The organism is Flavobacterium sp. GNP010 (assembly GCF_056428945.1).
This window is the reverse complement of the sequence record NZ_JBWJVK010000006.1, coordinates 105,771-131,334: the sequence shown is the minus strand read 5'-3', so window position 1 is coordinate 131,334 and position 25,564 is coordinate 105,771. Positions and strand designations below refer to the sequence as shown.

Annotated in this window: 28 protein-coding genes; 18 read left to right on the top strand and 10 right to left on the bottom strand. The window is 35.9% G+C overall.

Going from position 1 to position 25,564, the window contains the following annotated elements:
• The 4 genes from AC061C_RS03930 to AC061C_RS03915 all read left to right on the top strand — a co-directional run.
• Window positions 1-689: phosphoglycerate kinase (locus tag AC061C_RS03930; RefSeq protein ID WP_478290124.1), on the top strand; the 689-nt coding region annotated here is incomplete at its 5' end.
• Window positions 690-990: 301 nt separating this feature from the next.
• Window positions 991-3,051: a lytic transglycosylase domain-containing protein gene (locus AC061C_RS03925; protein WP_478290123.1), complete on the top strand. Its 2,061-nt coding sequence runs from the start codon at window positions 991-993 to the stop codon at window positions 3,049-3,051.
• 120 nt (window positions 3,052-3,171) lie between these two features.
• A complete protein-coding gene (locus AC061C_RS03920) occupies window positions 3,172-4,077 on the top strand; it encodes a DUF4837 family protein (RefSeq protein WP_478290122.1) in 906 nt (301 codons plus the stop codon).
• Window positions 4,078-4,122: 45 nt separating this feature from the next.
• Window positions 4,123-4,566 carry a GNAT family N-acetyltransferase gene (locus AC061C_RS03915; RefSeq protein WP_417946331.1) on the top strand — a complete coding sequence of 148 codons (444 nt, stop codon included), beginning with the start codon at window positions 4,123-4,125 and terminating at the stop codon, window positions 4,564-4,566.
• A 39-nt stretch (window positions 4,567-4,605) separates the two neighbouring features.
• Here the strand turns inward: AC061C_RS03915 and AC061C_RS03910 are convergent, their stop codons facing one another.
• Entirely contained in the window at window positions 4,606-6,240 is a 1,635-nt protein-coding gene (locus tag AC061C_RS03910) for a S41 family peptidase (protein WP_478290121.1), read from the bottom strand.
• 107 nt (window positions 6,241-6,347) lie between these two features.
• Complete coding sequence (locus AC061C_RS03905) at window positions 6,348-6,782, bottom strand: ribonuclease P protein component (protein ID WP_478290120.1); 435 nt, start codon at window positions 6,780-6,782, stop codon at window positions 6,348-6,350.
• 124 nt (window positions 6,783-6,906) lie between these two features.
• Between AC061C_RS03905 and AC061C_RS03900 the strand changes: the two genes are divergently transcribed.
• The 3 genes from AC061C_RS03900 (at window position 6,907) to AC061C_RS03890 (ending at window position 9,385) form a co-directional block, all read left to right on the top strand.
• Window positions 6,907-7,641, top strand: a complete 735-nt coding sequence (locus AC061C_RS03900) for a lysophospholipid acyltransferase family protein (protein ID WP_478290119.1) — start codon at window positions 6,907-6,909, stop codon at window positions 7,639-7,641.
• 10 nt (window positions 7,642-7,651) lie between these two features.
• Window positions 7,652-8,641, top strand: a complete 990-nt coding sequence (locus AC061C_RS03895; protein WP_417946339.1) for an acyl-ACP desaturase — start codon at window positions 7,652-7,654, stop codon at window positions 8,639-8,641.
• A 90-nt stretch (window positions 8,642-8,731) separates the two neighbouring features.
• Window positions 8,732-9,385, top strand: coding sequence for an HD domain-containing protein (locus AC061C_RS03890; RefSeq protein WP_478290118.1), 654 nt, complete (start codon window positions 8,732-8,734; stop codon window positions 9,383-9,385).
• Between the two features lie 138 nt (window positions 9,386-9,523).
• On the opposite strand, the gene AC061C_RS03885 is transcribed toward AC061C_RS03890, so the two are convergent.
• The 7 genes from AC061C_RS03885 to AC061C_RS03855 all read right to left on the bottom strand — a co-directional run bounded on the left by AC061C_RS03885 (window position 9,524) and on the right by AC061C_RS03855 (window position 16,265).
• Complete coding sequence (locus AC061C_RS03885) at window positions 9,524-9,922, bottom strand: hypothetical protein (RefSeq protein WP_478290117.1); 399 nt, start codon at window positions 9,920-9,922, stop codon at window positions 9,524-9,526.
• 148 nt (window positions 9,923-10,070) lie between these two features.
• Window positions 10,071-10,853: an enoyl-CoA hydratase/isomerase family protein gene (locus AC061C_RS03880; RefSeq protein ID WP_478290116.1), complete on the bottom strand. Its 783-nt coding sequence runs from the start codon at window positions 10,851-10,853 to the stop codon at window positions 10,071-10,073.
• A gap of 10 nt (window positions 10,854-10,863) precedes the next feature.
• Window positions 10,864-12,336, bottom strand: coding sequence for an ATP-binding protein (locus AC061C_RS03875; RefSeq protein WP_417968326.1), 1,473 nt, complete (start codon window positions 12,334-12,336; stop codon window positions 10,864-10,866).
• A gap of 1 nt (window position 12,337) precedes the next feature.
• On the bottom strand, window positions 12,338-12,892 hold the full coding sequence (locus tag AC061C_RS03870) for a CopD family protein (protein WP_309757555.1): 555 nt from the start codon (window positions 12,890-12,892) through the stop codon (window positions 12,338-12,340).
• The gene (locus AC061C_RS03865; RefSeq protein WP_478290115.1) at window positions 12,879-14,234 is read right to left on the bottom strand and encodes an MATE family efflux transporter; all 1,356 of its coding nucleotides are present in this window, start codon (window positions 14,232-14,234) and stop codon (window positions 12,879-12,881) included. Before AC061C_RS03865 ends, AC061C_RS03870 begins: the two co-directional genes overlap by 14 nt.
• Complete coding sequence (hemH, locus tag AC061C_RS03860; protein WP_478290114.1) at window positions 14,235-15,290, bottom strand: ferrochelatase; 1,056 nt, start codon at window positions 15,288-15,290, stop codon at window positions 14,235-14,237. It abuts the gene before it with no gap.
• A 99-nt stretch (window positions 15,291-15,389) separates the two neighbouring features.
• The gene (locus AC061C_RS03855) at window positions 15,390-16,265 is read right to left on the bottom strand and encodes an AraC family transcriptional regulator (RefSeq protein WP_417946357.1); all 876 of its coding nucleotides are present in this window, start codon (window positions 16,263-16,265) and stop codon (window positions 15,390-15,392) included.
• 228 nt (window positions 16,266-16,493) lie between these two features.
• On the opposite strand from AC061C_RS03855, the gene hemA reads away from it, so the two are divergent.
• From hemA to AC061C_RS03810, 9 genes are all read left to right on the top strand, one after another.
• A complete protein-coding gene (gene hemA, locus AC061C_RS03850) occupies window positions 16,494-17,750 on the top strand; it encodes a glutamyl-tRNA reductase (RefSeq protein WP_478290113.1) in 1,257 nt (418 codons plus the stop codon).
• Between the two features lie 72 nt (window positions 17,751-17,822).
• Window positions 17,823-18,743: a hydroxymethylbilane synthase gene (hemC, locus tag AC061C_RS03845; RefSeq protein ID WP_478290112.1), complete on the top strand. Its 921-nt coding sequence runs from the start codon at window positions 17,823-17,825 to the stop codon at window positions 18,741-18,743.
• A complete protein-coding gene (locus AC061C_RS03840) occupies window positions 18,743-19,426 on the top strand; it encodes a uroporphyrinogen-III synthase (RefSeq protein ID WP_478290111.1) in 684 nt (227 codons plus the stop codon). Before hemC ends, AC061C_RS03840 begins: the two co-directional genes overlap by 1 nt.
• A gap of 22 nt (window positions 19,427-19,448) precedes the next feature.
• Window positions 19,449-20,474, top strand: a complete 1,026-nt coding sequence (gene hemE, locus AC061C_RS03835; protein WP_478290110.1) for a uroporphyrinogen decarboxylase — start codon at window positions 19,449-19,451, stop codon at window positions 20,472-20,474.
• Between the two features lies 1 nt (window position 20,475).
• Window positions 20,476-21,009 (top strand): GNAT family N-acetyltransferase, encoded by a 534-nt coding sequence (locus AC061C_RS03830; protein WP_478290109.1) that lies wholly within the window; start codon window positions 20,476-20,478, stop codon window positions 21,007-21,009.
• Window positions 20,999-21,904: an oxygen-dependent coproporphyrinogen oxidase gene (gene hemF / locus AC061C_RS03825; protein WP_478290108.1), complete on the top strand. Its 906-nt coding sequence runs from the start codon at window positions 20,999-21,001 to the stop codon at window positions 21,902-21,904. Before AC061C_RS03830 ends, hemF begins: the two co-directional genes overlap by 11 nt.
• Before the next feature lie 241 nt (window positions 21,905-22,145).
• Entirely contained in the window at window positions 22,146-22,607 is a 462-nt protein-coding gene (tnpA, locus tag AC061C_RS03820) for an IS200/IS605 family transposase (protein ID WP_478290107.1), read from the top strand.
• Between the two features lie 95 nt (window positions 22,608-22,702).
• On the top strand, window positions 22,703-23,701 hold the full coding sequence (gene hemB / locus AC061C_RS03815) for a porphobilinogen synthase (protein WP_478290106.1): 999 nt from the start codon (window positions 22,703-22,705) through the stop codon (window positions 23,699-23,701).
• Window positions 23,701-24,087, top strand: a complete 387-nt coding sequence (locus AC061C_RS03810) for a c-type cytochrome (RefSeq protein ID WP_478290105.1) — start codon at window positions 23,701-23,703, stop codon at window positions 24,085-24,087. The genes hemB and AC061C_RS03810 overlap by 1 nt, the downstream gene beginning before the upstream one ends.
• A gap of 40 nt (window positions 24,088-24,127) precedes the next feature.
• Here the strand turns inward: AC061C_RS03810 and AC061C_RS03805 are convergent, their stop codons facing one another.
• On the bottom strand, window positions 24,128-24,250 hold the full coding sequence (locus tag AC061C_RS03805) for a hypothetical protein (protein WP_478290104.1): 123 nt from the start codon (window positions 24,248-24,250) through the stop codon (window positions 24,128-24,130).
• A gap of 24 nt (window positions 24,251-24,274) precedes the next feature.
• Here AC061C_RS03805 and AC061C_RS03800 point away from each other — a divergent pair, with 24 nt between their 5' ends.
• Together AC061C_RS03800 and AC061C_RS03795 are read left to right on the top strand one after the other, a co-directional pair.
• Window positions 24,275-24,745, top strand: a complete 471-nt coding sequence (locus AC061C_RS03800) for a methylated-DNA--[protein]-cysteine S-methyltransferase (protein WP_478290103.1) — start codon at window positions 24,275-24,277, stop codon at window positions 24,743-24,745.
• 70 nt (window positions 24,746-24,815) lie between these two features.
• A complete protein-coding gene (locus AC061C_RS03795) occupies window positions 24,816-25,529 on the top strand; it encodes a 3'-5' exonuclease (protein WP_478290102.1) in 714 nt (237 codons plus the stop codon).
• Window positions 25,530-25,564: the final 35 nt, after the last annotated feature.

Sequence of the window (25,564 nt, the reverse complement as noted above, 5' to 3'; positions counted from 1 at the left end):
TTGGATTGTTGTTAGCCAAAGAAATAGAAAGTTTAAACAAAGTATTGAAAAACAGTGAAAAACCAGTAACTGCTGTTTTGGGAGGGTCTAAGGTTTCGTCTAAAATTACGGTTATTGAGAATATTTTAGACAAAGTAGACCACATGATTATTGGCGGCGGGATGACTTTTACTTTTGTAAAAGCATTAGGCGGTAAAATAGGGAATTCTATTTGTGAAGATGACAAACAGGAGTTGGCTTTGGAAATTTTAAGATTGGCCAAAGAAAAAGGCGTTCAAATTCACATCCCAGTTGATGTAATTGCAGCAGATAGTTTTTCGAATACAGCCAATACACAAACCGTAGATGTCAATGAAATTCCTGATGGTTGGCAAGGTCTGGACTCAGGTCCAAAATCCTTGGAGCAGTTCAAAAAAGTAATTATGGACTCTAAAACAATCTTGTGGAACGGACCATTAGGCGTGTTTGAAATGGAGAATTTTGCACATGGAACTATTTCGCTAGGAAATTTTATTGCAGAATCAACTGCAAACGGAGCATTCTCACTGGTGGGAGGCGGAGATTCTGTGGCAGCAGTAAAACAATTTGGACTTGAAGATAAAATGAGCTACGTGTCTACGGGTGGTGGTGCCATGCTGGAAATGCTGGAAGGACGCACTTTACCTGGAATTGCTGCTATTTTAGATTAATTAGAGCAAAGACTAAAATTTACTTGATTCATAGCGTGACAATATTACGTTATACTGTACAGGAAACCTTGGTGATACAAAATGTCATCGAGTTTTTTTTTATATAGTTTAGTCGTTTATTTATATAATTCACTGATTTTTTTATAAAGGTTTTACTGTAAAAATTGTAGAAAAATGTTTCAAAACAAGGCTAAAACTGCATTTTTAACACTTTTTAACTAAATTTTTACAATAAACCTGCTAAGTTTGTAAATAACACGCTTTGTAATCATTTGAAATATAGGTCTTTGATCGTAAAAATATGAATATAAAAAACACCACAGTATCGTTTTTTCTGTTAGCATCGGTACATTTATTTTCGCAAGAAACTGTTGTAAATAAAGAGTTTACCAAAATAGAAACAAAACAATCCTATTTAGATTCGATAAAGAATTCCTTTGTAAAAAGCGCAGTAGCTTCTCGAGTAGATAGTTTGTGGATGAAGGAGTTAACCAATCTTGATTTGTACAATAATCTTAGTGCGGATATTAAAACCATTAATATCGATCAAACAGTAGATTACGAGTTGCCTACAGCGCTTTTGAAAGAGCGATTAGCGGCTATGGATGCCAAATCCCCTTTTAATATTGAGTACAATACAGGACTTGAGAACATCATCAAATCTTTCTTAAAGTATCGAAAAAAGTCATTTGAACGGTTAATGGGTACTTCAGAATATTATTTTCCAATTTTTGAAGAGGCTTTGGCCAAGCAAAATGTCCCTTTAGAAATAAAATATTTGGCGATTGTAGAATCCGCTTTAAATCCTAAAGCAGTTTCTAAAATGGGTGCAACTGGATTGTGGCAATTTATGTATCAAACAGGAAAACAATATGGATTAAAAATCGATTCTTATATTGATGAGCGAAGCGACCCATTGCGAGCGAGTGACGCAGCGGCGCAGTACATGACCAATATGTATAAAATGTTTGGTGATTGGGATTTGGTTTTGGCGTCCTATAATTCTGGTCCAGGTAATGTAACCAAAGCCATCAGACGTTCGGGTGGGCAGCAAAATTATTGGAACATCAGAAAAAATCTTCCGAGAGAAACGCAAGGATATGTCCCCGCTTTTCTGGCAACGATGTACATTTACGAGTACCACAAGGAACACGGAATTGTCCCAAATAGAGCCGTAGTAAAACATTTTGCCACGGATACAATCGCAATCAAACAACAAATGTCCTTTAAGCAAATATCTGATTTATTGGATGTTCCTGTGGCACAATTGCAGGTTTTGAATCCGTCCTACAAGCTCAACGTGATTCCGTTTTACCAAAATGAAAACCATTATTTGAGATTACCGCAAGAAAAAATTGCTGTTTTTGTATCTAATGAAGCTCAAATATATGCCTACGTTCAACATGAATTGGATAAACGCGAGAGACCTTTTGAAATGCAAAAAGCATTGGTAGTAAAGGACACGGTAAATGCAACTGTAGTAGCGGGTAAAGTTCCTGGATTTAAGTATTACAAAGTAAAAAAGGGAGATAATTTAAAAAGCATCGCTGCAAAATATAATGTTGCTGTTTCAGATATAAAACATTGGAATAAGTTAACTAGTAGTAGTCTGGCATCTGGTAAGAGTTTAAAAATAGTCATGGGTGCGGATGCGAATAGTGCTCTTAAAGATACTAGAGTTGCTTTGGCTTCAACAGATAAAAAAGGAAGCAATCAAAAAGGTGACACGGATGAAATAAAAGTCAACAAAGAGAATGAAATTAAGAAAGGAATAGCAGCAGGGCCAATTGTCACTAATGCATCGCAACTGTACGTAGTGCAAAAAGGAGACAACTTAGGCATGATTGCTAAGAAATATGAGGTAACAGTTGCCGATATTCAAGAGTGGAATCACCTTGCTAGTAACAATGTACAAATAGGAGCTACGTTACAAGTTGCCAAAAATGAGTTCAACCGTAAAACAGAAGTAACAGCAGTCCCAGATCGAAAAGACATCGAATATATTGTTTTACAAGGCGACAATCTTGGAACTATCGGGAAGAAATTTGGAGCTTCTATAACGGATTTAAAACAATGGAATAATCTACCAGACAATAGCATAGGCGTGGGAGCCACTTTAATTGTTGCTAAGGACGAGATTGTCATTAATACGAACAAAGCAACGGTTAGTTCATTTAAGAAAAAAGCAAATAGCGGATTGCCATCCAAAAAAGAAGCACTTGATTATTATGTAAAAAAAGGAGACTCTTTGTATAGCATATCACAAAAATATCCGGGAGTAACGATCGCTGATCTAAAAAAATGGAACGGTATTCGCGGAGAAGATATTAAGCCTGGAATGAAGTTAAAAATAAACGGATAATACAATTAACTTCTATAAATTTGGGTTTTATTTTATAATTGAATCACAATGTATAAAGCCTGTTTTTTATTTCCTTTCCTTTCCTTGTTGTTTTTTTCCTGTAAAAATGACAAGGAATCCATGCCGCGAAAAACAGCTGGGAAAATCAATACGATTTCGGTTATTATTGAGGATCAATTATGGAATGCAGATGTTGGTGACAGCATTAGAAATAAGTTTGCTTCCCCAGTCATAGGTTTGCCACAAGAAGAACCCCTGTTTAACATCAACCAATATCCAGTGAAATTATTGGAGGGTTTTATGACGGACACTCGAGCAATAATTGTAGTTAAGAAAGGCGAATTAAATAAATTTAAGATTGTCAAAGATCAATACGCCTCACCTCAGAATGTGTTTCATATTTCGGGTAAAACAAGTGTAGATATAATTGCTAGCCTTGAGAAGCATGCTCCTCAGATGATTCAGCTTATTAAGGAAGCAGAAATTGCCGAAAGTCAAAAAATTAACGGGTTATCTCACATTAATCCGACTGTTATTTCAAATAAATTCCACATCAATTTACAAGTTCCTTCTGGTTACGCCTATGTGCTTCAAAAAAGCAATTTTATGTGGTTGAAAAAAGAGATTATTGGGGGCAACACCAGTCTTTTAATTTATCAAGTGCCTTTGAGTGCGATTAAGAAAGACAAAGATGTTATTAGTAATATCATACGAATACGCGATTCTATTGGGAAATTATACATTACAGGAACCGAACCCAATACGAATATGATCACCGAAGAAGCGTATGCGCCATATCTTTCTAAGATTACTTTTGATGCAAAAGAAACCTTTGAAACGAAGGGAACTTGGGAATTAAACAATGATTTCATGTCGGGTCCTTTTATTAATTATGCCATAATCGATACGCAATACAATCGTATTTTAGTTTTAGAAGGTTTTTGTTATGCCCCTTCTAAGGAAAAGCGGGATCTCATGCACGAGCTCGAATCGATTATTAAATCTGTTGAAGTACCAAAAAAATAGTATTTATTTTCATTTCTTTGTAGTCTAAATAAACAAAAAAGGACGATGGTACATTGGAAAATCAAAGCGTTTGACGCACTTACGGTTCACGAACTATATGATGTATTGCAATTAAGAAGTGAGATCTTTGTAGTAGAACAAAATTGCGTTTATCTTGATCTTGACGGAAAAGATAAAGTTGCCTTGCACCTAATAGGTGAGTTTGAGGGAGAAATTGTAGCACATTCTAGATTGTTTCAACCCGGAATAAGTTTTGATTACGCATCGATTGGGAGAGTTACCGTTTCGCCTAAATACCGCGATCGAAAATGGGGACATGAATTAATGCGGGAATCAATAGCTGGAATTGCGTTGCATTTTGGCGAAAGCAACATCACTATTGGAGCACAATTGTACCTGAAAAAATTCTATGAAAGCCACGGATTTGTGCAAACAAGTGAAATGTATTTAGAAGATGATATTCCGCATATTGAAATGAAAAGAACCTAACTAAATTTGTACACTCTATAAAAGGCTACAGCGCTTTCATTATATCTTAAGTATAGTCTTGTATTCAGTAGTATTATTCAAAATGCTTAGTGCTTTTTTAATCTCTGAATTATTTTTAATGTAATACTGATACAGTCCTTCTTGGTATTGATATCGTTTTATAATTTCATCCAAAATAAGATTTTTAATTTCTTTTTGGTTTTTGTCCAGTAAAGCATTCTCACTTTTTTGAAGCGCGGTTAGCAATTGTTGGTATTCAGCAAGAATGGACTCGTCTATTTTTTCTTTTTTAGCTACAGCCAAAGTATTTTTTAATGCAAGCTCTGTTTCGGTATCAAAAGAGAATTTTTGGGTCTTTAAAAACTGTTTAAAATCTATAAAATCGGCATCAGAAAGTGTAGGTATGCGGTTTCCTAGATCAGGATTTTTATAATAATAACTGGTTACATAATTAAAAATCCCATCGTTTTTGATTAAAGCATCGGTGATTGGGCTAGATTTAGCATCCTCTAGTTCAATGTCTGGTTGAATTCCGCCTCCATCATAAACCGTTCTTCCTTTTCGGGTTTTAAAGGCGTTAAAGTTTTTCTCTTCGGTTTTTATGGCTTTGCCATTTTTGTCTTTTTTAGAGTAATCCAGTGCTTGAATGCATCTTCCGGATGGCGTGTAATAGCGAGAAATAGTAACTTTTAGTTGTGTTCCAAAGGTTAAATCAACCGGTCGTTGCACCAGTCCTTTTCCAAAACTGCGACTTCCTACCACTACTGCACGATCTAAATCTTGTAAGGCGCCAGCCACGATTTCGGAGGCAGAAGCACTACGACCATTGACAAGAATAATCAATGGAATTTCAGTATCTACAGGATCTTTAGTTGTTTTATAGGTACTGTTGTGCTTCTCAATTTTTGATTTTGTAGTAACAATAGTCTCGTTTTTGGGAACGAATAAATTGCAAATATTAACGGCTTCATTCAATAGTCCTCCTGGATTATCTCTAACGTCAAGTATGATGCGTTCTGCACCTTGTTTTTTTAGTTCTTCCAGGGCTTCTTTGGTTTCGTTGGATGCTTTTTTATTAAAATGGGATAAAACAATATAGCCCGTTTTATCGTCTATTTTTGCATAAAAGGGAACCGATTTAATTTCGACTTCGTCCAAAACAATTTGAGTCGCACTGGTTTTTCCTTGTCGGATGTATTTGATATCGATTTTAGTATTTTTTGCACCTTTAAAAAGCTGGGAAGCATCCTCTTTAAAATCAGCCAAAACAACGTCTCCAATTTGTATAATTTCGTCGCCTGCTTTTAATCCTGCTTTATCGGCGGGGAAATTTTTATAGGCTTCTTTGACTATTAATTTATCCTCTTTCCGAGTTAATAATGCGCCTATTCCCGTGTATTCTCCGGTATTGTTGATTTTGAATCGCACTACGTCCTGCTCGTTAAAATAAACGGTGTACGGATCTAGGTTGGCGAGCATTCCCTTGATCGCTTTGTCCATTAAATCACCCGGATTTGTTTCATCGACATAATTGCGGTTTAATTCTTTGAAAAGAGTAGTGAAAATCTCGATTTGCTTGGCAATTTCAAAAAAATCATCTTTGAAACTAGTACCAATAAAAAGAAACGCTGAGGCGACAACAGGGAGTATAAATTTTTTTTGAAGAAGGTTCATAGGTTTAATTGACTTATTTTGAAACCACTAAAATAGGAATTAATCATTAAATAATAGAAGGAGAGGCCACCTTATGCCAATTATGTTTAGTTGGTAGAGTAAAAGGATTATGTTTTTGAAGTATCAGTAACTTCTGAGGCTGGTTTTTTACAATTTTGAGCAATAAACTTCTCAAACAATTGAATGGTTTTAGTATTGATTTCCTCGTAGGATAAGCGGTCCTTCGTTTGGTAAAAAAACATAAAAGAATACGGTTGGTCTAGATTGTCAATAAGTAGGTGTTTGTTTAAACGATAGGTTTCGCGCAACACTCGTTTGAAATAATTGCGATCGACGGCTTTCTTGAAATTCTTTTTGGAAACCGAAACGCCCATTTTAATTTTTTCTCCCATCCCGAAGTTTCGGGTTTCGGGATTGTTATAGTCACTTGATTTATAGACCAATCGCAACGGATATTTAGATACAGATTTCCCTTCGGTAAACAATAATCCAATCGTGATTTTGCTTTTTAATTTTTCGGTTTTTGGGTACGTGAAATTCATTGTAATAGAAAAAAGAGACTATTTAAAGTCGCAAAGTTACGATTAAACGTTTTGCCTATGTATTGTTTTGGATGTAAATACCGCTAAAAATATATTTCTTACTTTTGTAGCTAAATTTTAAAGCATGCAAAAACTGATTTCGTACCCCATTTCTGTTATTTATTATTTGTGTTTCGGCTTAACTTTGGTCATTTTTCATCCAATACAGTGGGTTTGTTTCAATGTTTTTGGCTACCAAGCGCACAAGAAAAGTGTTGATTATTTGAATTTTTTCTTGTTGAGGTGCACCAATCTTTTAGGAACAACTTATAAATTTGAAAATAGAGAAAGCATTCCAAAAAATGTTCCGTTGATTTTTGTGTCGAACCATCAAAGTATGTATGATATTATTGCTATGATTTGGTTTTTTCGTCGATTTCATTGTAAATTTGTCAGCAAGAAGGAGTTGGGAAAAGGTATTCCAAGTGTTTCGTATAATTTGCGTCACGGAGGTTCAGTTCTTATAGATCGAAAAGATCCTAAACAAGCCATACCAGCCATTAAGGGATTGGCTGAATATATCGAGAAATACAATCGTTCAGCTGTTATTTTTCCCGAAGGAACACGAAGTAAAACGGGCTTACCCAAAGCTTTCTCTCAAACAGGATTGAAGATTTTGTGCAAAAATGCTCCCTCGGCATACGTGGTTCCAGTAAGTATAAACAATTCTTGGAAAATAGTTAAATACGGATTTTTTCCATTAGGTTTAGGAAATCGCCTTACCTTTGTAGTGCATAAACCTTTAGCGGTAAGCGAGTATGATTTTGCTGATTTGATAGAAAAAACAGAAGCAGCAGTAGTTCAAGGAATAAAAATTTAATTTATATATAATGTCAATAAAAAACATTCGATTAGAAGTAATGCAGTTTTTGGAAAAAAACGTAGACAGCTTTGTCGATCAGTATCTAATTCCAGTAGAAAAAATATGGCAACCTACAGATTTTTTGCCAAATTCTCAGAGCGATACTTTTTTTGATGAGGTCAAAGAATTACGTGAAATTGCAAAAGAATTACCATACGATTTTTGGGTAACTTTAGTAGGTGATACCATTACTGAAGAAGCATTGCCAACGTATGAATCTTGGTTAATGGACGTAGAGGGAATAGATAACGTAGAAAGAAACGGTTGGTCTAAATGGATCAGACAATGGACAGGTGAAGAAAATCGTCATGGCGATTTGCTAAACAAATATTTGTATTTATCGGGCCGTGTAAACATGCGCGAAGTCGAAATGACAACACAGCACTTGATCAACGATGGTTTTGATATTGGAACCGGAAGAGATCCGTATAAAAATTTTATTTACACTAGTTTTCAAGAATTGGCAACCTATGTTTCTCACAATAGAGTGGCGCAAATGGCCAAGAAATACGGAGATAACAAATTATCTAAAATGTGTAAAATGATTGCTGGTGACGAGATGCGCCATCATCATGCGTATAGCGAATTTGTAAATCGAATTTTCCAGATTGATCCTAGCGAAATGATGCTTGCTTTTCAATACATGATGAAAGCAAAAATCGTTATGCCAGCTCATTTCTTGAGAGAATCAGGTGAAAAAATCAGTACCGCATTTGAACAATTTTCTGATTCAGCACAACGAATTGGTGTATACACTGCAGCCGATTATGTTGATATCATGCAGAAATTAATTGACAAATGGGAAATTGACAAGATTTCTGGTTTGACAGACGAAGCCGAAAAAGCACGTGATTATTTGATGAAGTTACCAGGAAGAATGGCAAAAATATCTGAAAGATTAGTGATTCCACAAGAGTCACATATTTTCAAATGGGTAGAGCCAGCTTTGATACGATAGATTTCTTAATACTAAATAAAGAATATAAATGTTGGATTTTGAAGTTGGATAACTTTAAAATTCAACATTTTTTTTAAAATAAAATAAACAATGACAAACCCTGATCTAATTGCTAAAACAATTCTTTTTGTTAAAGAAAAACTCAACGATGCCGAAGGCGGACACGACTGGTTTCATATCGAAAGAGTGTATAGAAATGCTGTTTTGATTTCGAAAAATGAAGTTTGTGACACCACTATTGTTCAACTGGGTGCTTTGCTGCACGATATTGCTGATAGTAAGTTTCATAATGGTGACGAAACTATTGGTCCAAGAGTAGCTCGGGAATTTTTACAATCAGAACAAGTTGACGAAGAGATTATCACGCATGTGGTGAATATCATTGAAAACATATCCTTCAAAGGCGGTAATTTCGAGAAAAAATTTACTTCGATAGAATTGAGTATCGTTCAGGATGCAGATCGTTTAGACGCTATTGGAGCGATTGGAATTGCGAGAACGTTCAATTATGGGGGATTTAAAAATAGAACGCTCTACGATCCTGAAATCGCGCCAAATTCGAGTATGACTAAGGAAGAATACAAGAAGAACGATTCTCCAACGATCAATCATTTCTACGAGAAATTAATGCTCTTAAAAGATAAGATGAATACAGCCACAGGAAAACAAATTGCACAAGAAAGACATCGTTATATGGAAGGTTTTCTAGCGCAGTTTTACGCTGAATGGGAAGGGGAGAAGTAAGTAAGCAGTGTTCAGTTTTTAGTATTCAGTTTGTTGACGTTGAAATTGAACTGCTTTACTTCAGAAAAATCTATTTCAGTCTTGTTTTACACATAAACCATGAACTGATCACTAAATTCTAATCACTGACCACTAATTTTAAATCCCTTTCGCTTTCATTTCTAAAATAACATCCGAAGCATTTTTAAAAGTTGGTGCTTGTTCCACAATACTTCCTACTCTTTTTTTATTAAGTTTAAAGGTAATGTCATTCTCGGTAGTAAACAGCAAAGCAGTCAAAAATGGGTTATTCATATACGGAGCCAGTACAATAAATGCTTCGTCTAGCGTATGAAAACTCTCTACTTCTTCGGTTTTGTAGCGCGCTATAACCGAAAGACTAAACACGTCATTTTCTTGTAAAACAGGACGCACATAAATGTTTTTCAGTTCCGTATCACCAATGGTTTTGGCAAGTGTTAGTTTAGCGTAGGTATGGTTTTCGATGCTTTCTTTTACCTTTTCCCAAAATTGGGCAAATACTGGTTGGAAGGACATAAGTTGATTTTTATATGATGTGTTATATTCTGAAACGCGTATGCAAAATTAAGGGTTGTAAATCGAACAATCTCTTTTTAAGGAAAGATTATTTTAAAGGATATTCACTCATAAAATAAAAAGAGAACCAATTGGCTCTCTTTTGTTCTTATTTCCCAGTAAAAACTGCTTTTCTTTTCTCTAAGAAAGCCGTTGTTCCTTCCTTAAAATCTTGAGTTCCAAAACATTTTCCAAACGCTTTTATTTCGGTTTCATACCCGTTTTTACCTTCTTTGAAGTTAGCATTAACTGCTTTAATAGCTTTACCAATAGCATACGGAGAATTCTTTATTATTTTATTGGCTAGACTTATACAATAGTCAAGAAGTTCACCTTCTGGTACAACGTGATTCACTAGTCCAGTTCGGTATGCGTCTTGTGCCGTTACCATTCCCGCGGTCATAATCATTTCCATGGCACGACCTTTCCCTATCAGTTGTGGTAAACGTTGTGTTCCTCCGTAACCCGGAATTACTCCCAATGAAACTTCTGGCAATCCCATTTTAGCATTTTCTGATGCTACTCTAATGTGACACGCCATTGCTAATTCTAATCCGCCACCCAATGCAAATCCGTTCACGGCTGCAATAACGGGCGTTTTTAGATTTTCTACAAAATCAAATAATTTCTCTTGTCCTTCGGCGGCTAATTGCGCTCCTTCTGCGATACTAAAGTGCGCAAATTCAGAAATATCAGCACCTGCGACAAATGCTTTTTCACCACTTCCCGTTAAAACAATAACACGAACTTCGTCATTTGCTGCTAATATTTTGAAAGCTTTGTTCAAATCAGAAATTGTGGCGACGTTCAACGCATTCAATTTTGTAGGACGATTGATGGTAATCGTTGCGATGTTATTTTCGGTAGTAATTAAAATATTTTCGTAGTTCATAATTGTATTTTTAGGTGTTAATTATTGGAAGCGAAACAATAAAAGTAGTTCCTTTTCCAAATTCAGTTTCAAAGGTAATTGTTCCTTTATAATTTTCGATGATGTTTTTTATAATTCCTAGGCCTAGACCCATTCCGCTACTCTTGGTGGTAAATTTAGGTTCGAATATTCGGTCGATGTCTTTGAGTTGAATGCCAATTCCGTTGTCAGTAACGGTGATCAAGACATTATTATTTTCTTTGCGAATGCGAACTAGTACAGATTTTTCTACTTGCTGTTCTGGAATGGACTGAATGGCATTCTTCGCTAGATTAGTGATAATCCGGATGAGTTGGGTACGGTCAATTTTCGAAATAATTTCGGGAGAATCACTCAGGAATTCAATATACTCCTCATTGAAAATATCCATGGCTAGTTCTACGACTTCTACAACATTAAGTGTTTCATTTTGTTGCGCAGGCATCGAAGCAAAATTCGAAAAAGCCGAAGCTACTGCGCTCATTGTGTCAATTTGTTGAATAAGCGTCTCGGAGTAATCGTTCATTTTTTGTTTTACATTGGGATCTGTTGGGTCAAATTTTCGCTGAAAACTTTGTACCGTTAAGCGCATTGGCGTAAGCGGATTCTTGATTTCGTGCGCCACTTGTTTCGCCATTTCGCGCCAAGCTTCTTCTCGCTCGCTTTGCGCTAATTTGATGGCACTTTTTTCCAGTTCATCTACCATTCCGTTGTAGGCTTTGATCAATAAATTGATTTCATTACTGTTGGCCTCCAAAACGATTTTCTCATTTTTTTGGTTCAAGCTCGTTTCACTCAGTTTATCTGAAATGGTTTTCAAGGATTTTGTTATATACGAGGATAAAAAATAGGCAAAAGCGAATGCCATCAATAGCATGAACGTATACACTTGACCTAGGCGAATTAAGAAACTTTTGAGTTCGTTTTCATAATAACCATCGTCTTCTACGTAAGGTAAATTTAAAATCCCAAGCGGTTTGAATTTATCATCCTTGATTTGGCTAAACGCCGAACGATTTTTTTTGCCGTCAATGGTTTTGATATCTACATACCTTTTTTCGATGGAAGAGCGCACCAGTTTTAAAATGTATTTGGGAATTGGTGGAGCCACTTTGTCTACTGAAAAAGATTCTTTAGACGATTTTAGTAGTTTTCCTTCTAGACTATAAATGTTGATTTCTATGTTGTGAATGTGGGCTAATTCGTGAATTTTATCTTTAAAAATTAAATCTAAATTACCAGAAGTCAAAGGATAAGTAGTGGTGGAAAGAATGAAGTTAATGTGTTGTTTTACTGCATTTTCATTTCGTTCCAAGCGCTCTTGGTGGTATTCTTTGGCCTCATTTTTAAATTGAAAAATAGATATGGACGCTAATATTACAGAAGCCATTATGATCAATACAATCATCGAAAGGAAAATCCTAATTCGTAGCGAAAGCATTGCTATTTTGAAGCTTTTAAACATTTTAAGATTGATTTCTTTCTCTAATTTTTTTGTAAAATTTAAATCCAAGCATGATTAAAACGGAAAACAAAATTATTCCTATAACACCATAAATCCAATTTACTGCATTTTTTAGAATAACTAAAAAAACCACTGCAAAAAGGATAATTGTCGCGCCTTCGTTCCACAAACGCATGAAGTTAGAAGTGTAATTGACTTGATTATTCTGCAATTGCTTGAATATTTGATGGCATTTTGCATGGTATAAGTACAGCACAAATACAAAGCCAAGTTTTACGTGCATCCAAGGCATTTTTAACCAAGCGTTACCTAAATCAGTAAAAAACAACATCCAGAAAGCAAAAATGCTCGCTAATATAGCCGAAGGCCAAGTGATAATATACCACATGCGATAGGTCATTATTTTGAATTGTTTTTGTAAAATTTCTTTTTCGGGCGATGGTTTATCAGCCGCCTCTATTTGGTAAACAAATAAGCGAACAATATTAAATAGACCTACAAACCATGTAATTACAAAGATGAGGTGCAGGGATTTCAGGTAATTATAGTATTCCATAGTTGGTTTGAATCAGTTTGGTATTCATTTCTTTTTTTAGAAAATAGCCAGTTAATATCGTTGATAAAATATCTGCGATTGGGAATGCAATCCACACTCCAAAAATACCTAAAAAATTTGGTAGAATCAGCACTAACGGTATTAGGAAGAATCCTTGTTTGCTTAAGGTCAATAGCAATGCTTTTTTTGCCTTTCCAGCTGCTTGAAAATACGCTGCACCAATTAACTGCACCGCTATAATTGGCGAAGCAGCAAACACCCAGCGCAAGGCATTTGGAGTTTGATTGATTACAATGGCGTCTGAGGTAAATATAGTCACAATAGGTTTGGCGAAAATTAAAATAACAACAAAAATTATTGTAGCTAGTAAAGCGGAATATTTTATTGAAAGCAGTACACTTTCCTTCACTCTTGAATAATTTCCCGCACCATAATTGAACCCGGCAATTGGTAGAAATCCCTGTGTAATTCCCAGAATTGGAAACAAAGCAAACATCAACATTCGGCTGATAATTCCATAAATCGCCACAGAATGTTCGCCGCCGTAGGTGTATAAAGTATGGTTCAAGATTATCGCCAAAATGCTCACTACTCCCTGTCTCGAAAAAGTAACGAAACTCAACTCGGTTATTTCCTTGATAATTTGTTTTTCAAATTTAAAATGACGCATTTTTAGGCGCATTTCACTTTTAAATATAAAAAACCAAAGCACAAACAAAAAGCAGGTTGTGTAGGATATGGCTGTGGCCAAAGCAGCACCAAACATTCCTAAATCTAAGTATTTTATAAAGAGAATATCCAGGGCAATATTTACAAATGCGGGGATAATCATAGCTATCATAGCAAATTTAGCTTTGCCTTCGGCCCGAATCACATTATTCCCCATCATACAAAGAGCTAGAAACGGTACACTGATTATTATGGGGATAAAAAATTCTTTAGCGGGTTGTATAATTGCTCCTTTTGCACCAAAAAGCAATAGCATTTCATCGCTGTAGACAAGTCCAAACAGTACAAAAATAGAAGCCAATAAAAAAGTCATCTTGATCTGATTGCCAAAAGTGAGCAAAGCTTTCTCTCGGTCATTAGCGCCTAAAGCTCTAGAAAGTACGGAGCCCCCGCCTACACCAATTGCCATTCCTAAAGAGGAAATCGAAAAGGTGATAGGTAAAACTACGGTTACCGCTGCAATAGCTAATGAACCAATCCATTGCCCAACAAAAATGGTGTCAATTAAAATATTAATCGACATGAATAAAATTCCAATAGAAGAGGGGACGGCTTGTTTGATCAAAAGTTTTTTAATGTCCTGAGTACCTAACTCATCAGCGGTAACAGTCATTTACGCTGTTATTTTTTCAGCTTCAACCTTAATTGGTGCCGAAACATTTGACCATTTTGTGATCCAGTTTCCTACCGTTGCACACCAATCATCTCCATCATTTAAACAAGGAATAGCTAAAAATTCTTCACCACCATTTTCTTTAAATTCGTGACCGGCTTCCATGGCAATTTCTTCTAATGTTTCTAAGCAATCAGATACAAAAGCAGGTGTTACAACGGCAAGGTTTTTAATTCCTTTTTTTGGCATTTTATTCACTTCCACGTCAGTGTATGGAGTCAACCATTTATCTCCTGCTAAACGCGATTGAAAAGTTTGACTGTATTTTCCTTCTGGGATACCTAGTAATTTTACCACTTGTTTCGTGGTTTCGTAACATTGGTGACGGTAGCAAAATTCATGCGCTGGCGAAGGCGTGTTGCAACAAGAACCGTCTATTTTACAATGTGACTTGGTAATATCCGTTTTGCGAATGTGACGCTCTGGAATACCGTGGTAGGAAAATAATAAATGATCGTAGTCAAAACCTTCTAGATGTCCTTTGATAGAATCGGCAAGGTTTTGCAAGTAATCAGGTTTGTTATAAAAAGCAGGAACAATAGTAAATTTCATTTCTGGGAAATATTTTTTACGATGTTCTTCAGCTAGTTCTAAGATTGTAGTAGTAGAAGCCATGGCATGTTGCGGATACAAAGGAAAAAGTAGCACTTCTGTCACGCCCTTATCATGCAATTCTTGTAATCCAGAAAGCAAGGACGGATTTCCGTAACGCATCGCAAGCGATACAGGTACATCAACAAGTTTTTGTACTTTTTCGTGCATTCTTTTGGAAATAACAACCAATGGAGAACCTTCATCCCACCATATTTTTGCGTAAGCAGCAGCCGATTTTTTAGGTCTTGTTTGCAGAATTATTCCTCGAACTAATAATGCTCTCAACAAAAACGGAACATCAATTACGTATTTGTCCATTAAAAATTCATCTAAATACGGTTTTACATCTTTTGGAGTTGGACTTTCTGGAGAACCTAAATTTACTAATAATACACCTTTCATGTTGTTGTTTTTTATTATTACAAAAGTACCTAAACTTACTTTTTTAAAAATTGTGCTTAACTATTTTTTATTTATTGTTTAATATATGAAATCAATGGATTACGCCATGTTTGGATTGATGGACATCAAATATTTTTTTGGCGTTGTAGCAAATTTCTTTTTGAATGCCGCTATAAAGTGACTTCCGGTGCTGTATCCAATTTTGAGTCCTACTTCATTTACATTATAGGAACCGCTGTCGAGTAATTTTCGAGCAAAATCCATTTTGTAATCAAATAAAAAGCCATAAACGGTATCCCCATAAATTTGTTTGAAACCCATTTTTAGTTTCTTCAAATTCAATCCTATTTCATCCGCTAACTCTTGCAAACCAGGAGGTTCAGCCATGTTTGCAATAATAATTTCTTTGGCTCTTTTTATTTTGATCACATTGTCTTCATCGATTAAAAACGGACATTGTTCTGCATTTGGGTCTTCGGTTCGGTTGAAATACAAACTCAGCAATTCGTACCCTTTTCCTTTGTAATACAAGTTTTTAATAGATGGGTGCAAACTGTAATGAAACAATTGCGACAATACAATTGCCATTGATGGACTGATATTGCCTTCGTTATAATATTTTTTGTCTTTATTGTCTGCGCTTAAAAAAGTAATATAATCTGCCTCGCTCGAGAACAATGCGTGGAATTTTTTGATGGAAATAATCACCGAAATCACCCAAGAATTCGGCGCTAATTCTAGATTTAAAGGCAATTCTTTTTGTGGATTGTACAAAAGCAATGATTTTTCTTCTTTTAGTTCCAAAGCGTAATTCCCTTGGTTGAAGATAAATTTGGCGCTTCCCTTTAGTCCAAAATGAAATTGAATCAGGCCACTGCTGACTTCACGTTGGACGTTAAAATTTTCGATCCCGTCATTTTGAAAACGGATAAGCGTAAAGTCATCTTCAATTTTTATAATTTCCTGAGAACCCATAGCGATATTTTTTTAATATGAAAATCATAATTATTAAACCTTTTTATTTAGAACAACTCTAAATAGTTTAATTCAAAGGACTTGAATTCATTACAAAAATAGATTTTTTTACCATAAAATAAGACATTGGAATTAAAAAATCACGAAGCGATACAAAAAGAACTTCTAGCGTTACTTTTATAAATACTATAGTGATAATTTTGTCTCACTTTTTGGAAAAGTGCAAATATGGAAAACAATAATACATCGAAGCATCATTATTTTTACGCCGTTGGACTAAGCTATAAAAAAGCAGATGCTGAGATTAGAGGAAAATTTAGTTTGGATGCTCCTGCAAAAGTGCGGTTGCTGGAACAAGCTAAAAATGAAGGAATAGAGAGTTTAATAGTCACTTCTACCTGCAATCGTACTGAAATCTATGGATATGCAGAACATCCGTTTCAATTAATCAAATTAATTTGTGAGAACAGCCAAGGCTCCGTTGAAGCATTTCAAAAGGTAGGCTTTGTCTATAAAAATCAAGAAGCCATAAGCCACATGTTTCGTGTAGGAACTGGTTTAGACAGTCAGATTCTGGGTGATTTTGAAATTATCGCACAAATAAGAAATTCCTTTTCACAGTCAAAATCGTTGGGTTTAGCCAATGCTTTTATGGAAAGACTAGTGAATGCTGTTATCCAAGCCAGTAAAAAAATAAAAACAGATACAGAAATTAGTTCTGGTGCTACTTCGGTTTCTTTTGCCGCAGTTCGTTATATTATCAACAATGTGCAAGACATTGGGAACAAAAACATTCTCTTGTTTGGTACTGGAAAAATTGGTAGAAATACGTGCGAAAATCTAGTAAAACACACAAAAAACGAGCACATTACGCTAATTAATAGGACGAAAGAAAAGGCCGAAAAATTAGCTGGAAAATTAAACTTAATCGTGAAAGATTACTCTGAACTGCATTTGGAACTTCAAAAAGCAGATGTTGTTGTGGTAGCTACGGGTGCTCAAAATCCAACCATTGATAAAGCTATTCTGAATTTGAAAAAACCAATGTTGATATTGGATTTATCAATTCCGAAAAATGTAAATGAAAATGTGGAAGAAATTGAAGGTGTTACCTTGATCCACATGGACTATTTGTCACAACTAACAGACGAGACTTTAGAAAACAGAAAAAAACACATTCCTGCAGCTGAAGCTATTATTGAGGAAATCAAAGAGGAATTTATCACGTGGACCAAAGGGCGAAAATTTGCCCCAACCATTCACGCTTTGAAAGCCAAGTTAAATGCGATAAAAGCATCGGAACTGGATTTTCAAAGCAAGAAAATTTCCAACTTCAATGAAGAGCAAGCGGAGATAATCAGCAACAGAATCATCCAAAAAATTACAACGCATTTTGCCAATCACTTAAAAGATGATGATACAATGGTCGATGAAAGTATCGAATGGATTGAGAAAGTGTTCAAGATTGGTGCTACTGCAAAATAAACTCATAATAATCCTTAATTTCTTAATGGTTTTTTTAATTTTTTAAAACTTTTTTGAAAGCAAAAAATAAAAATGGCAGAAAAAGTTATTAGAATAGGAACCCGCGATAGCGAACTTGCGCTTTGGCAAGCCCACACTGTCCAGAAAAAGCTAAACGATTTAGGGTATAAAACCGAAATTTTAGCCGTTAAATCTACTGGAGATATAATTTTAGACAAGCCACTATACGAGCTTGGTATTACTGGAATTTTCACCAAGACATTAGATGTTGCTATGATCAATGGCGATGTAGATATTGCGGTGCATTCCATGAAGGATGTTCCTACGGCATTACCTATAGGAATTGTGCAAGCCGCCGTTCTAGAAAGAGCCAACACCTTGGACATTTTGGTGCACAAAGGAAATCTTGATTTTCTTAATAATGGAGGTACAATTGCCACAGGAAGTTTGCGTCGTCAGGCGCAATGGTTAAATAAATATCCCAATCACAACGTAGTAGATTTGCGCGGAAACGTCAATACGAGAATTCAAAAGTTGCACGAAAGCGACTGGAGCGGAGCTGTTTTTGCGGCAGCTGGACTGGAAAGAATAAACTTAAAACCTACCGATTATATTGATTTGGATTGGATGATTCCAGCACCAGCTCAAGGTGCTATGGTAGTTGTTGCCATGGCAAATGATGAATTTTGTAGACAAGCGCTAAACGAACTTAACGATATTGATACCGAAGTTTGCACACACATCGAAAGACAGTTTTTAAAAACACTCGAAGGCGGTTGTACGGCACCAATTGGCGGTTTAGCAGTTTTTGTAGAAGATGACATCGTGTTCAAAGGAGTCCTTTTTTCATTAGATGGAAAACAAAAAATAGAAGTTGAAAAAACCGTTCCAATGCAAGAATGGAAAAAATTAGGTTTTTATTGTGCCCAAGAAATTTTAGATAATGGCGGAGTGGAATTGATGAAAACAATTAAAATTAATTTGAAGAAATAATGAGTCAAACAAGTATTTTATCAACCAAAACATTGACTGACGAGCAAAGGAAAGTACTTCTTGATGCTAATCTGGATCTTTTGGAGCAAGATTTCATCGAAATAAAAAACAATCTTTTTGAACTCAAAACAATCAACAATAACTTAATCTTTAGCAGTCAAAATGCCGTTTTAAGTTTGATCGAGCAAAACGGCTGGGAAGTTTTAAAAACCAAACCTGTTTTTTGTGTTGGGATTAAAACCAAGGAGTTATTAGAATCGCATGGTTTTACCGTTGATGTTTATTTGGATTACGCATCTGAATTAGCTGAAATAATCACTTTGATTTACAACAAAGAAAGTTATACTTTTTTGAGTGGAAATTTGCGTAAAGAAACGTTGCCGGAAGCATTAAAAAGTGCTGGAATAACTTTCAATGAAATTGAAGTGTATCAAACCAAGTTGGCCCCATTTAAAATATCTGATCAAGAGAAATTTGATGGCATATTGTTTTTTAGCCCTTCTGCGGTCGAGAGTTATTTAACAAACAATAAGATCAAAAACGAAGTTTGCTTTTGCGTAGGTAAAACGACGGGATCAGCTTTAGAAACAAAGAAAATTAAAAACATAGTAATTGCTGCAACACCAACTATTGAAGAGGTGATTGAGGAAGTTATTGAATATTATAAAACGGAAAGCATCTAGCAATCTGCTAAAATTTAAATACATGATTAAGAACGACCTATTTTTAAGAGCACTAAAAGGAGAAACAGTACAGCGCCCGCCAGTTTGGATGATGCGTCAAGCCGGAAGATATTTACCGGAATTTATCGCTTTGCGTGATAAATATGATTTTTTCACGCGTTGTCAAACGCCAGAATTAGCTGCGGAAATTACAGTTCAACCGATAAGAAGAATCGCTCCAGATGCTGCTATTTTATTTTCGGATATATTGGTAATTCCTCAAGCCATGGGAATTGAAGTGGAGATGAAACCTAATTTTGGTCCGTATTTACCAAATCCAATTCGTACCATTCAGGATGTGGAAAAAGTAATCGTTCCAGATGTAAATGAAACTTTAGGGTACGTTTTTGATGCTATTAAATTGACCAAAGAAATGCTGAATGATGAGGTGCCATTAATTGGTTTCGCAGGTTCTCCTTGGACAATTATGTGTTATGCAGTAGAAGGGAAAGGTTCTAAAAGTTTTGATATGGCTAAAGGATTTTGTTTCCAACATCCAGAAGCAGCACATGTTTTATTGCAAAAAATCACGGATACTACAATTGCATACCTCAAAGAGAAAGTAAAAGCGGGAGTAAATGCCGTGCAAATTTTTGACTCTTGGGGCGGAATGTTATCTCCAGTGGATTATCAAGAATTCTCATGGAAATACATTAACCAAATTATCGAAGCGTTGGCAGATGTAACACCCGTAATTGTTTTTGGAAAAGGATGTTGGTTTGCCTTGAACGAAATGGGAAAAAGTAGAGCATCGGCACTAGGAGTAGATTGGACGTGCTCTCCAAGAAATGCCAGATACTTGTCTGGTGGAAATATCACTTTACAAGGGAATTTTGATCCATCAAGATTATTATCTCCAATTCCTGTGATTAAGAAAATGGTACACGAAATGATTGACGAATTCGGAAAAGACAAATACATCGTAAACTTAGGTCACGGAATTTTACCAAATATTCCCGTGGATCACGCTAAGGCTTTTGTGGATGCAGTGAAGGAGTATAATCAGTAAATTGAAATTTGAAAATTATATAGTAGACAAGTTGAAACCAATTGATTCCAATCAATTGTATCAGTTCATGTTGGATAACAAGGAACGATTGAATTTGTTTTTCCCAGTAACATTGGAAATGAATAGTACTTTAGAAAAGACGCAAGCCTATATTTCAATTAAGAATAAAGAAATAGCAGAGAAGACAAATTTTACTTTTGCTGTTCGAGATATAAATAACCAACAAATTGTAGGTTTAATTATTATTAAAAAACTTGATTGGGAAAAAAAGCAAGGAGAATTTGCCTACTGCATTGGTTCCGAATTTGAAGGAAATGGTTTGACTTCATTTGCGGTAAAAGAAATGACAAATTTTGCTTTTGAGGATTTAGGTTTGAAAACACTTCAGATTATAGCTCATAAAACCAATTTAGGGAGTGTTAAAGTAGCTGAAAATAATGGTTTTATTTGGCAAGTCACCTTACAAAATGAATTTACTCCAATCAATGGAACTCCATTAGACATGGAATTATATGAATTGTATAATGAAAAATAAATTTTACCAATACATACAAAACCTTCAAGACCAAATTGTTGCTGGCTTAGAAGCAGTTGAAGGTCAAGCCAAATTCCGAGAAGACCTTTGGGAACGTCCAGAAGGCGGCGGAGGAAGAACACGCGTAATAGAAAACGGAAATGTTATCGAAAAAGGCGGTGTCAATATTTCGGCAGTGCACGGAAAATTACCCGAAGCCATGCAAAAGATGTTCAATGTAGGTGAAGCTGATTTTTTTGCCTGCGGATTGAGTTTGGTAATCCATCCTAAAAACCCTTTGGTACCAACCGTTCACGCGAATTGGCGTTATTTCGAAATGTACGATGACAACGGAAATGTGATTCAGCAATGGTTTGGAGGTGGACAGGATTTAACGCCCTATTATTTATTTGAAGAAGATGCGATTCATTTTCATCAAACGTGTAAAACAGCATGCGACAAACATAATCTAGAATTTTATCCCAAGTATAAAAAACAATGTGATACCTATTTTTGGAATGCACATCGTAATGAAGCTCGTGGAATTGGTGGATTGTTTTTCGATTATTGCAAAGCAACAGATACAATGTCAATGCAAGATTGGTATAACTTTGTAACCGAAGTTGGGAATTCATTTTTAGAAGCTTATGTTCCTATTGTAGAAAAAAGAAAAGACTTACCCTATATTCCAGAACACAGAACGTGGCAGGAAATCCGCCGCGGTCGTTATGTAGAGTTTAATTTGGTTCACGACAAAGGGACCTTATTTGGACTAAAAACTAATGGAAGAATCGAGAGTATCTTGATGAGTTTGCCACCACATGTGCAATGGGTGTACGACCATCATCCAGAGGTAGGAAGCGAAGAAGAAAAATTACTGAAAGTGCTGGAGAATCCTGTTGATTGGATAGTTTAGCTCCGAAGGAGCGGTATGTTTATAGCAAATAATATTATTTCGATTCATTTTAGCTCCGTAGGAGCGCAATATGTATAGGAGATTGTATTGTTGTGACGGAGCACCATCGGTGCGGTATATTTATAGCAACCAACGGTGCTATATTTATATCGACCAACGGTGCATATATTTATAACAAATAATTTATGTAATTGAAATTGAATCTCGTAGGGATGACATATTTAACCAACATCAATTTATAATGGCAAACACCTATTCTCAAATATACATCCAAATTGTCTTTGCTGTAAAAGGAAGACAAAATCTGATTTCTAGTAAATGGAGAGATGATTTATTCAAATATATTACTGGTATCGTTACAAATGAAGGTCAAAAATTGATTGCAATCAATGGAATGCCAGACCACGTTCATATTCTAATTGGCTTAAAGCCAAATAAAGCCTTGTCAGATTTGGTGAGAGATATAAAAGCCAATTCATCAAGATTCATTAATGAAAAAGCATGGATAAATGGTAAATTTGAGTGGCAAACGGGATTTGGAGCATTCACTTACAGCCATTCACAATTGACTAATGTTATCAATTATATACAAAATCAAGAAGAACATCACAAAACAAAAACATTCAAAGAGGAATATGTAGAATTTTTAAAATTGTATACTGTAGATTTTAAAAATGAATATCTTTTTGATGATGTTAATTAAAGATAAATATGTCGCCCTTACCGGGCTTAAAAACAGCACGATAAAATAAATTACTATAAACATTACGCTCCTCTGGAGCTTGAAAAACTAAAGATATGTTCCCATTACACAGAGGTCGCCGGTTAAGAGTCAACGAATCCATTCGTTCCTTAGTTAGAGAAACTACATTAAGTCCAAGTGATTTTATGTTTCCTATGTTTATTGCTGAAGGCGAAAACGTACAAGTAGAAATTTCCTCCATGCCAGGAATATTTCGCCGTTCGATTGATTTAACCGTCGAAGAAGTAAAAGAAATATTTGCATTGGGAATTCGTGCGGTCAACATCTACGTAAAAGTCGACGAAAGTTTAAAAGACAATATCGGAAAAGAAGCCTGGAACCCTAACGGACTCATGCAAAACACCATTCGAGCCATCAAAGCCGCTTGTCCGGAAATGATTGTCATGCCCGATGTGGCTTTGGATCCCTATTCTATTTATGGTCATGACGGAATCATAGGAAATGGCGATGTAGAAAATGATTCTACCAATGATGCTTTGGTAAAAATGGCCGTATCTCACGCTCAAGCAGGTGCTGATTTTGTAGCACCAAGCGATATGATGGATGGTCGTGTACTACGCTTGCGCCAAGGTTTAGATGCTGCAGGTTTTCACAATGTGGGCATCATGAGTTATTCTGCCAAATATGCTTCGGCATTTTATGGTCCATTTCGTGATGCTTTAGACTCTGCTCCAAAAGAAGCAGATGTAGTAGTGCCAAAAGACAAAAAAACTTACCAAATGGATTATGCCAATCGCCTGGAAGCAATCAAAGAAGCCCTTTGGGATGTTGAAGAAGGCGCTGATATGGTTATGGTAAAACCCGGAATTGCATACTTAGATATTGTGCGCGAAGTAAAAAATGCGGTTCATGTGCCCGTAACCGTATACCATGTGTCTGGCGAGTATGCCATGATAAAAGCCGCTTCAGAACGAGGTTGGTTGGATCACGACCAAACCATGATGGAGCAGTTAATGTGTATCAAACGCGCGGGTGCCAGTTTAATTTCGACTTATTTTGCCAAAGAAGCCGCAATACTTTTAAATAAAAAATAATGAAAAAGATCCTTTGCTTAGTAGTCGTATGTTGCTTTCTATCTTGCAAGAAAGAAGAAACAAAGAAAGAATCACTCTACCCAACCACTACTGAAGAAGTAGCCCAATCCCCTGTTGAACTGGGAAAGGAAATTTTTGAGGGTAAAGGAAACTGTGTCGCTTGTCATCAAGCTGCAGAAAAGGTAATCGGTCCCAGCTTACAAGACATTGCGGCCATTTACAAAAGTAAAAATGCAGATATGGTTACTTTTTTAAAAGGAGAGGGCGAGCCTATTGTAGATCCAAGTCAGTACGAGGTCATGAAAACAAACTTTGCGATCACAAAAGCCATGTCCGATGAAGAATTAAAAGCGCTAGAAGCCTATGTATATTCTCATGTAAAATAATTCATACTGAACTTGTTTCAGTATCTGGAGCTATTTCCTGCTATCCGCTGTATCTCTTGTGTTCGCTAGCGCTACCACAAGAGGATGCCGCTTCTATCAGGGCTAAGAACAAAGACCATTCACAAGTACGAATGGTTTTTTTATGACTACATTCAGTACGCACAGATTATTTTTTTACCTTTAAAAAATGGAAACAGTTTATATCAAAACGCCGTTAGGAATTGCTGCCATTACAGGTGATGTAAATGGTGTTTCTGAGATAATAGTGTTAGAGGAGGGTGAGGTATCCGCTCAAATCCCAGTAGTTTTACAAGAGGCGGTACAGCAACTTCAAGAATATTTCAATTCGCAAAGAGTTGATTTTACCTTTAAACTCAATCCCAAAGGAACTGATTTTCAACAAAAAGTGTGGAACGCATTACTCGATATTCCGTTTGGTAAAACAAGAACCTATCTAGAACAATCTAAATTTCTCGGCGACCCAAAAGCCATTCGTGCTGTAGCTTCCGCCAATGGGAAAAACCCGCTGTGGATCGTGGTTCCCTGTCATAGAGTAATTGGTAGCGATGGTTCTCTTACGGGCTATGCAGGAGGATTATGGCGCAAAAAATGGTTGTTAGAACATGAAAATCCAAATAAGCAACAATCTCTTTTTTAGTTTTTTATCAATAAAATTCTTATATTCGTTATGTAAAATCGGTGTAAATTCAAAATATTCGTGCCATACCATGATCGAAAAAATAAATCTCAACAACATTCTTTTCTTAGACATCGAAACTGTTCCAGAAACAGCAGATTTTAATTCGCTAGACGACGAAATGCAAGCGCTTTGGGAACATAAAACGCTATACCAACGCAAAGATGATTTTACTGCTGAAGAATTTTACGACCGTGCTGGAATTTGGGCTGAGTTTGGTAAAATTGTGTGTATTTCGGTAGGTTATTTTACCATCAAAGGGGACATTCGTAATTTTCGAGTAACGAGTTTCTTTGGCGAGGAGAAAAAAATCCTTCTCGACTTTAATAATTTACTCAACAATCACTTCAATCAACCGCAACATGTTTTGTGCGGACACAACGCCAAAGAGTTTGATATTCCTTTTCTCGCCCGGCGAATGATTATCAATAACATTGCAATTCCAGACAAGCTGAATTTATTTGGAAAAAAACCATGGGAAATTCCGCATTTGGATACCCTAGAATTATGGAAATTTGGCGATTACAAGCATTTTACGTCTTTGAAATTAATGTGTAAAGTACTCGGAATTCCTTCTTCAAAAGGCGATATTGATGGTAGCCAAGTGGGTCATGTGTTTTATGTAGAAAAAAATATTGACCGTATTGTCACTTACTGCGAAAAAGATACGATTGCTGTAGCACAGATTTTCCTCCGATTAAGACGTGAAGAATTGTTAATAGAGGAAGAGATTATTCATGTGTAAGAAACTTCAATGGCAATATCAAAATTCAATGGGAA

What these genes read in the sequence shown, in the direction of transcription:
- AC061C_RS03800 (WP_478290103.1), top strand. Translation starts at nt 24,275, where the DNA reads ATGGAAACAGTTTATATCAAAACGCCGTTAGGAATTGCTGCCATTACA.
- hemF (WP_478290108.1), top strand. Translation starts at nt 20,999, where the DNA reads ATGAAAAATAAATTTTACCAATACATACAAAACCTTCAAGACCAAATT.
- AC061C_RS03855 (WP_417946357.1), bottom strand. Translation starts at nt 16,265, where the DNA reads ATGGGTTCTCAGGAAATTATAAAAATTGAAGATGACTTTACGCTTATC.
- AC061C_RS03920 (WP_478290122.1), top strand. Translation starts at nt 3,172, where the DNA reads ATGCCGCGAAAAACAGCTGGGAAAATCAATACGATTTCGGTTATTATT.
- hemE (WP_478290110.1), top strand. Translation starts at nt 19,449, where the DNA reads ATGATTAAGAACGACCTATTTTTAAGAGCACTAAAAGGAGAAACAGTA.
- AC061C_RS03810 (WP_478290105.1), top strand. Translation starts at nt 23,701, where the DNA reads ATGAAAAAGATCCTTTGCTTAGTAGTCGTATGTTGCTTTCTATCTTGC.
- AC061C_RS03865 (WP_478290115.1), bottom strand. Translation starts at nt 14,234, where the DNA reads ATGACTGTTACCGCTGATGAGTTAGGTACTCAGGACATTAAAAAACTT.
- hemB (WP_478290106.1), top strand. Translation starts at nt 22,703, where the DNA reads ATGTTCCCATTACACAGAGGTCGCCGGTTAAGAGTCAACGAATCCATT.
- tnpA (WP_478290107.1), top strand. Translation starts at nt 22,146, where the DNA reads ATGGCAAACACCTATTCTCAAATATACATCCAAATTGTCTTTGCTGTA.
- AC061C_RS03900 (WP_478290119.1), top strand. Translation starts at nt 6,907, where the DNA reads ATGCAAAAACTGATTTCGTACCCCATTTCTGTTATTTATTATTTGTGT.
- AC061C_RS03840 (WP_478290111.1), top strand. Translation starts at nt 18,743, where the DNA reads ATGAGTCAAACAAGTATTTTATCAACCAAAACATTGACTGACGAGCAA.
- AC061C_RS03905 (WP_478290120.1), bottom strand. Translation starts at nt 6,782, where the DNA reads ATGAATTTCACGTACCCAAAAACCGAAAAATTAAAAAGCAAAATCACG.
- AC061C_RS03885 (WP_478290117.1), bottom strand. Translation starts at nt 9,922, where the DNA reads ATGTCCTTCCAACCAGTATTTGCCCAATTTTGGGAAAAGGTAAAAGAA.
- AC061C_RS03915 (WP_417946331.1), top strand. Translation starts at nt 4,123, where the DNA reads ATGGTACATTGGAAAATCAAAGCGTTTGACGCACTTACGGTTCACGAA.
- hemH (WP_478290114.1), bottom strand. Translation starts at nt 15,290, where the DNA reads ATGAAAGGTGTATTATTAGTAAATTTAGGTTCTCCAGAAAGTCCAACT.
- AC061C_RS03910 (WP_478290121.1), bottom strand. Translation starts at nt 6,240, where the DNA reads ATGAACCTTCTTCAAAAAAAATTTATACTCCCTGTTGTCGCCTCAGCG.
- AC061C_RS03925 (WP_478290123.1), top strand. Translation starts at nt 991, where the DNA reads ATGAATATAAAAAACACCACAGTATCGTTTTTTCTGTTAGCATCGGTA.
- AC061C_RS03895 (WP_417946339.1), top strand. Translation starts at nt 7,652, where the DNA reads ATGTCAATAAAAAACATTCGATTAGAAGTAATGCAGTTTTTGGAAAAA.
- AC061C_RS03875 (WP_417968326.1), bottom strand. Translation starts at nt 12,336, where the DNA reads ATGTTTAAAAGCTTCAAAATAGCAATGCTTTCGCTACGAATTAGGATT.
- AC061C_RS03890 (WP_478290118.1), top strand. Translation starts at nt 8,732, where the DNA reads ATGACAAACCCTGATCTAATTGCTAAAACAATTCTTTTTGTTAAAGAA.
- hemA (WP_478290113.1), top strand. Translation starts at nt 16,494, where the DNA reads ATGGAAAACAATAATACATCGAAGCATCATTATTTTTACGCCGTTGGA.
- AC061C_RS03795 (WP_478290102.1), top strand. Translation starts at nt 24,816, where the DNA reads ATGATCGAAAAAATAAATCTCAACAACATTCTTTTCTTAGACATCGAA.
- AC061C_RS03870 (WP_309757555.1), bottom strand. Translation starts at nt 12,892, where the DNA reads ATGGAATACTATAATTACCTGAAATCCCTGCACCTCATCTTTGTAATT.
- hemC (WP_478290112.1), top strand. Translation starts at nt 17,823, where the DNA reads ATGGCAGAAAAAGTTATTAGAATAGGAACCCGCGATAGCGAACTTGCG.
- AC061C_RS03880 (WP_478290116.1), bottom strand. Translation starts at nt 10,853, where the DNA reads ATGAACTACGAAAATATTTTAATTACTACCGAAAATAACATCGCAACG.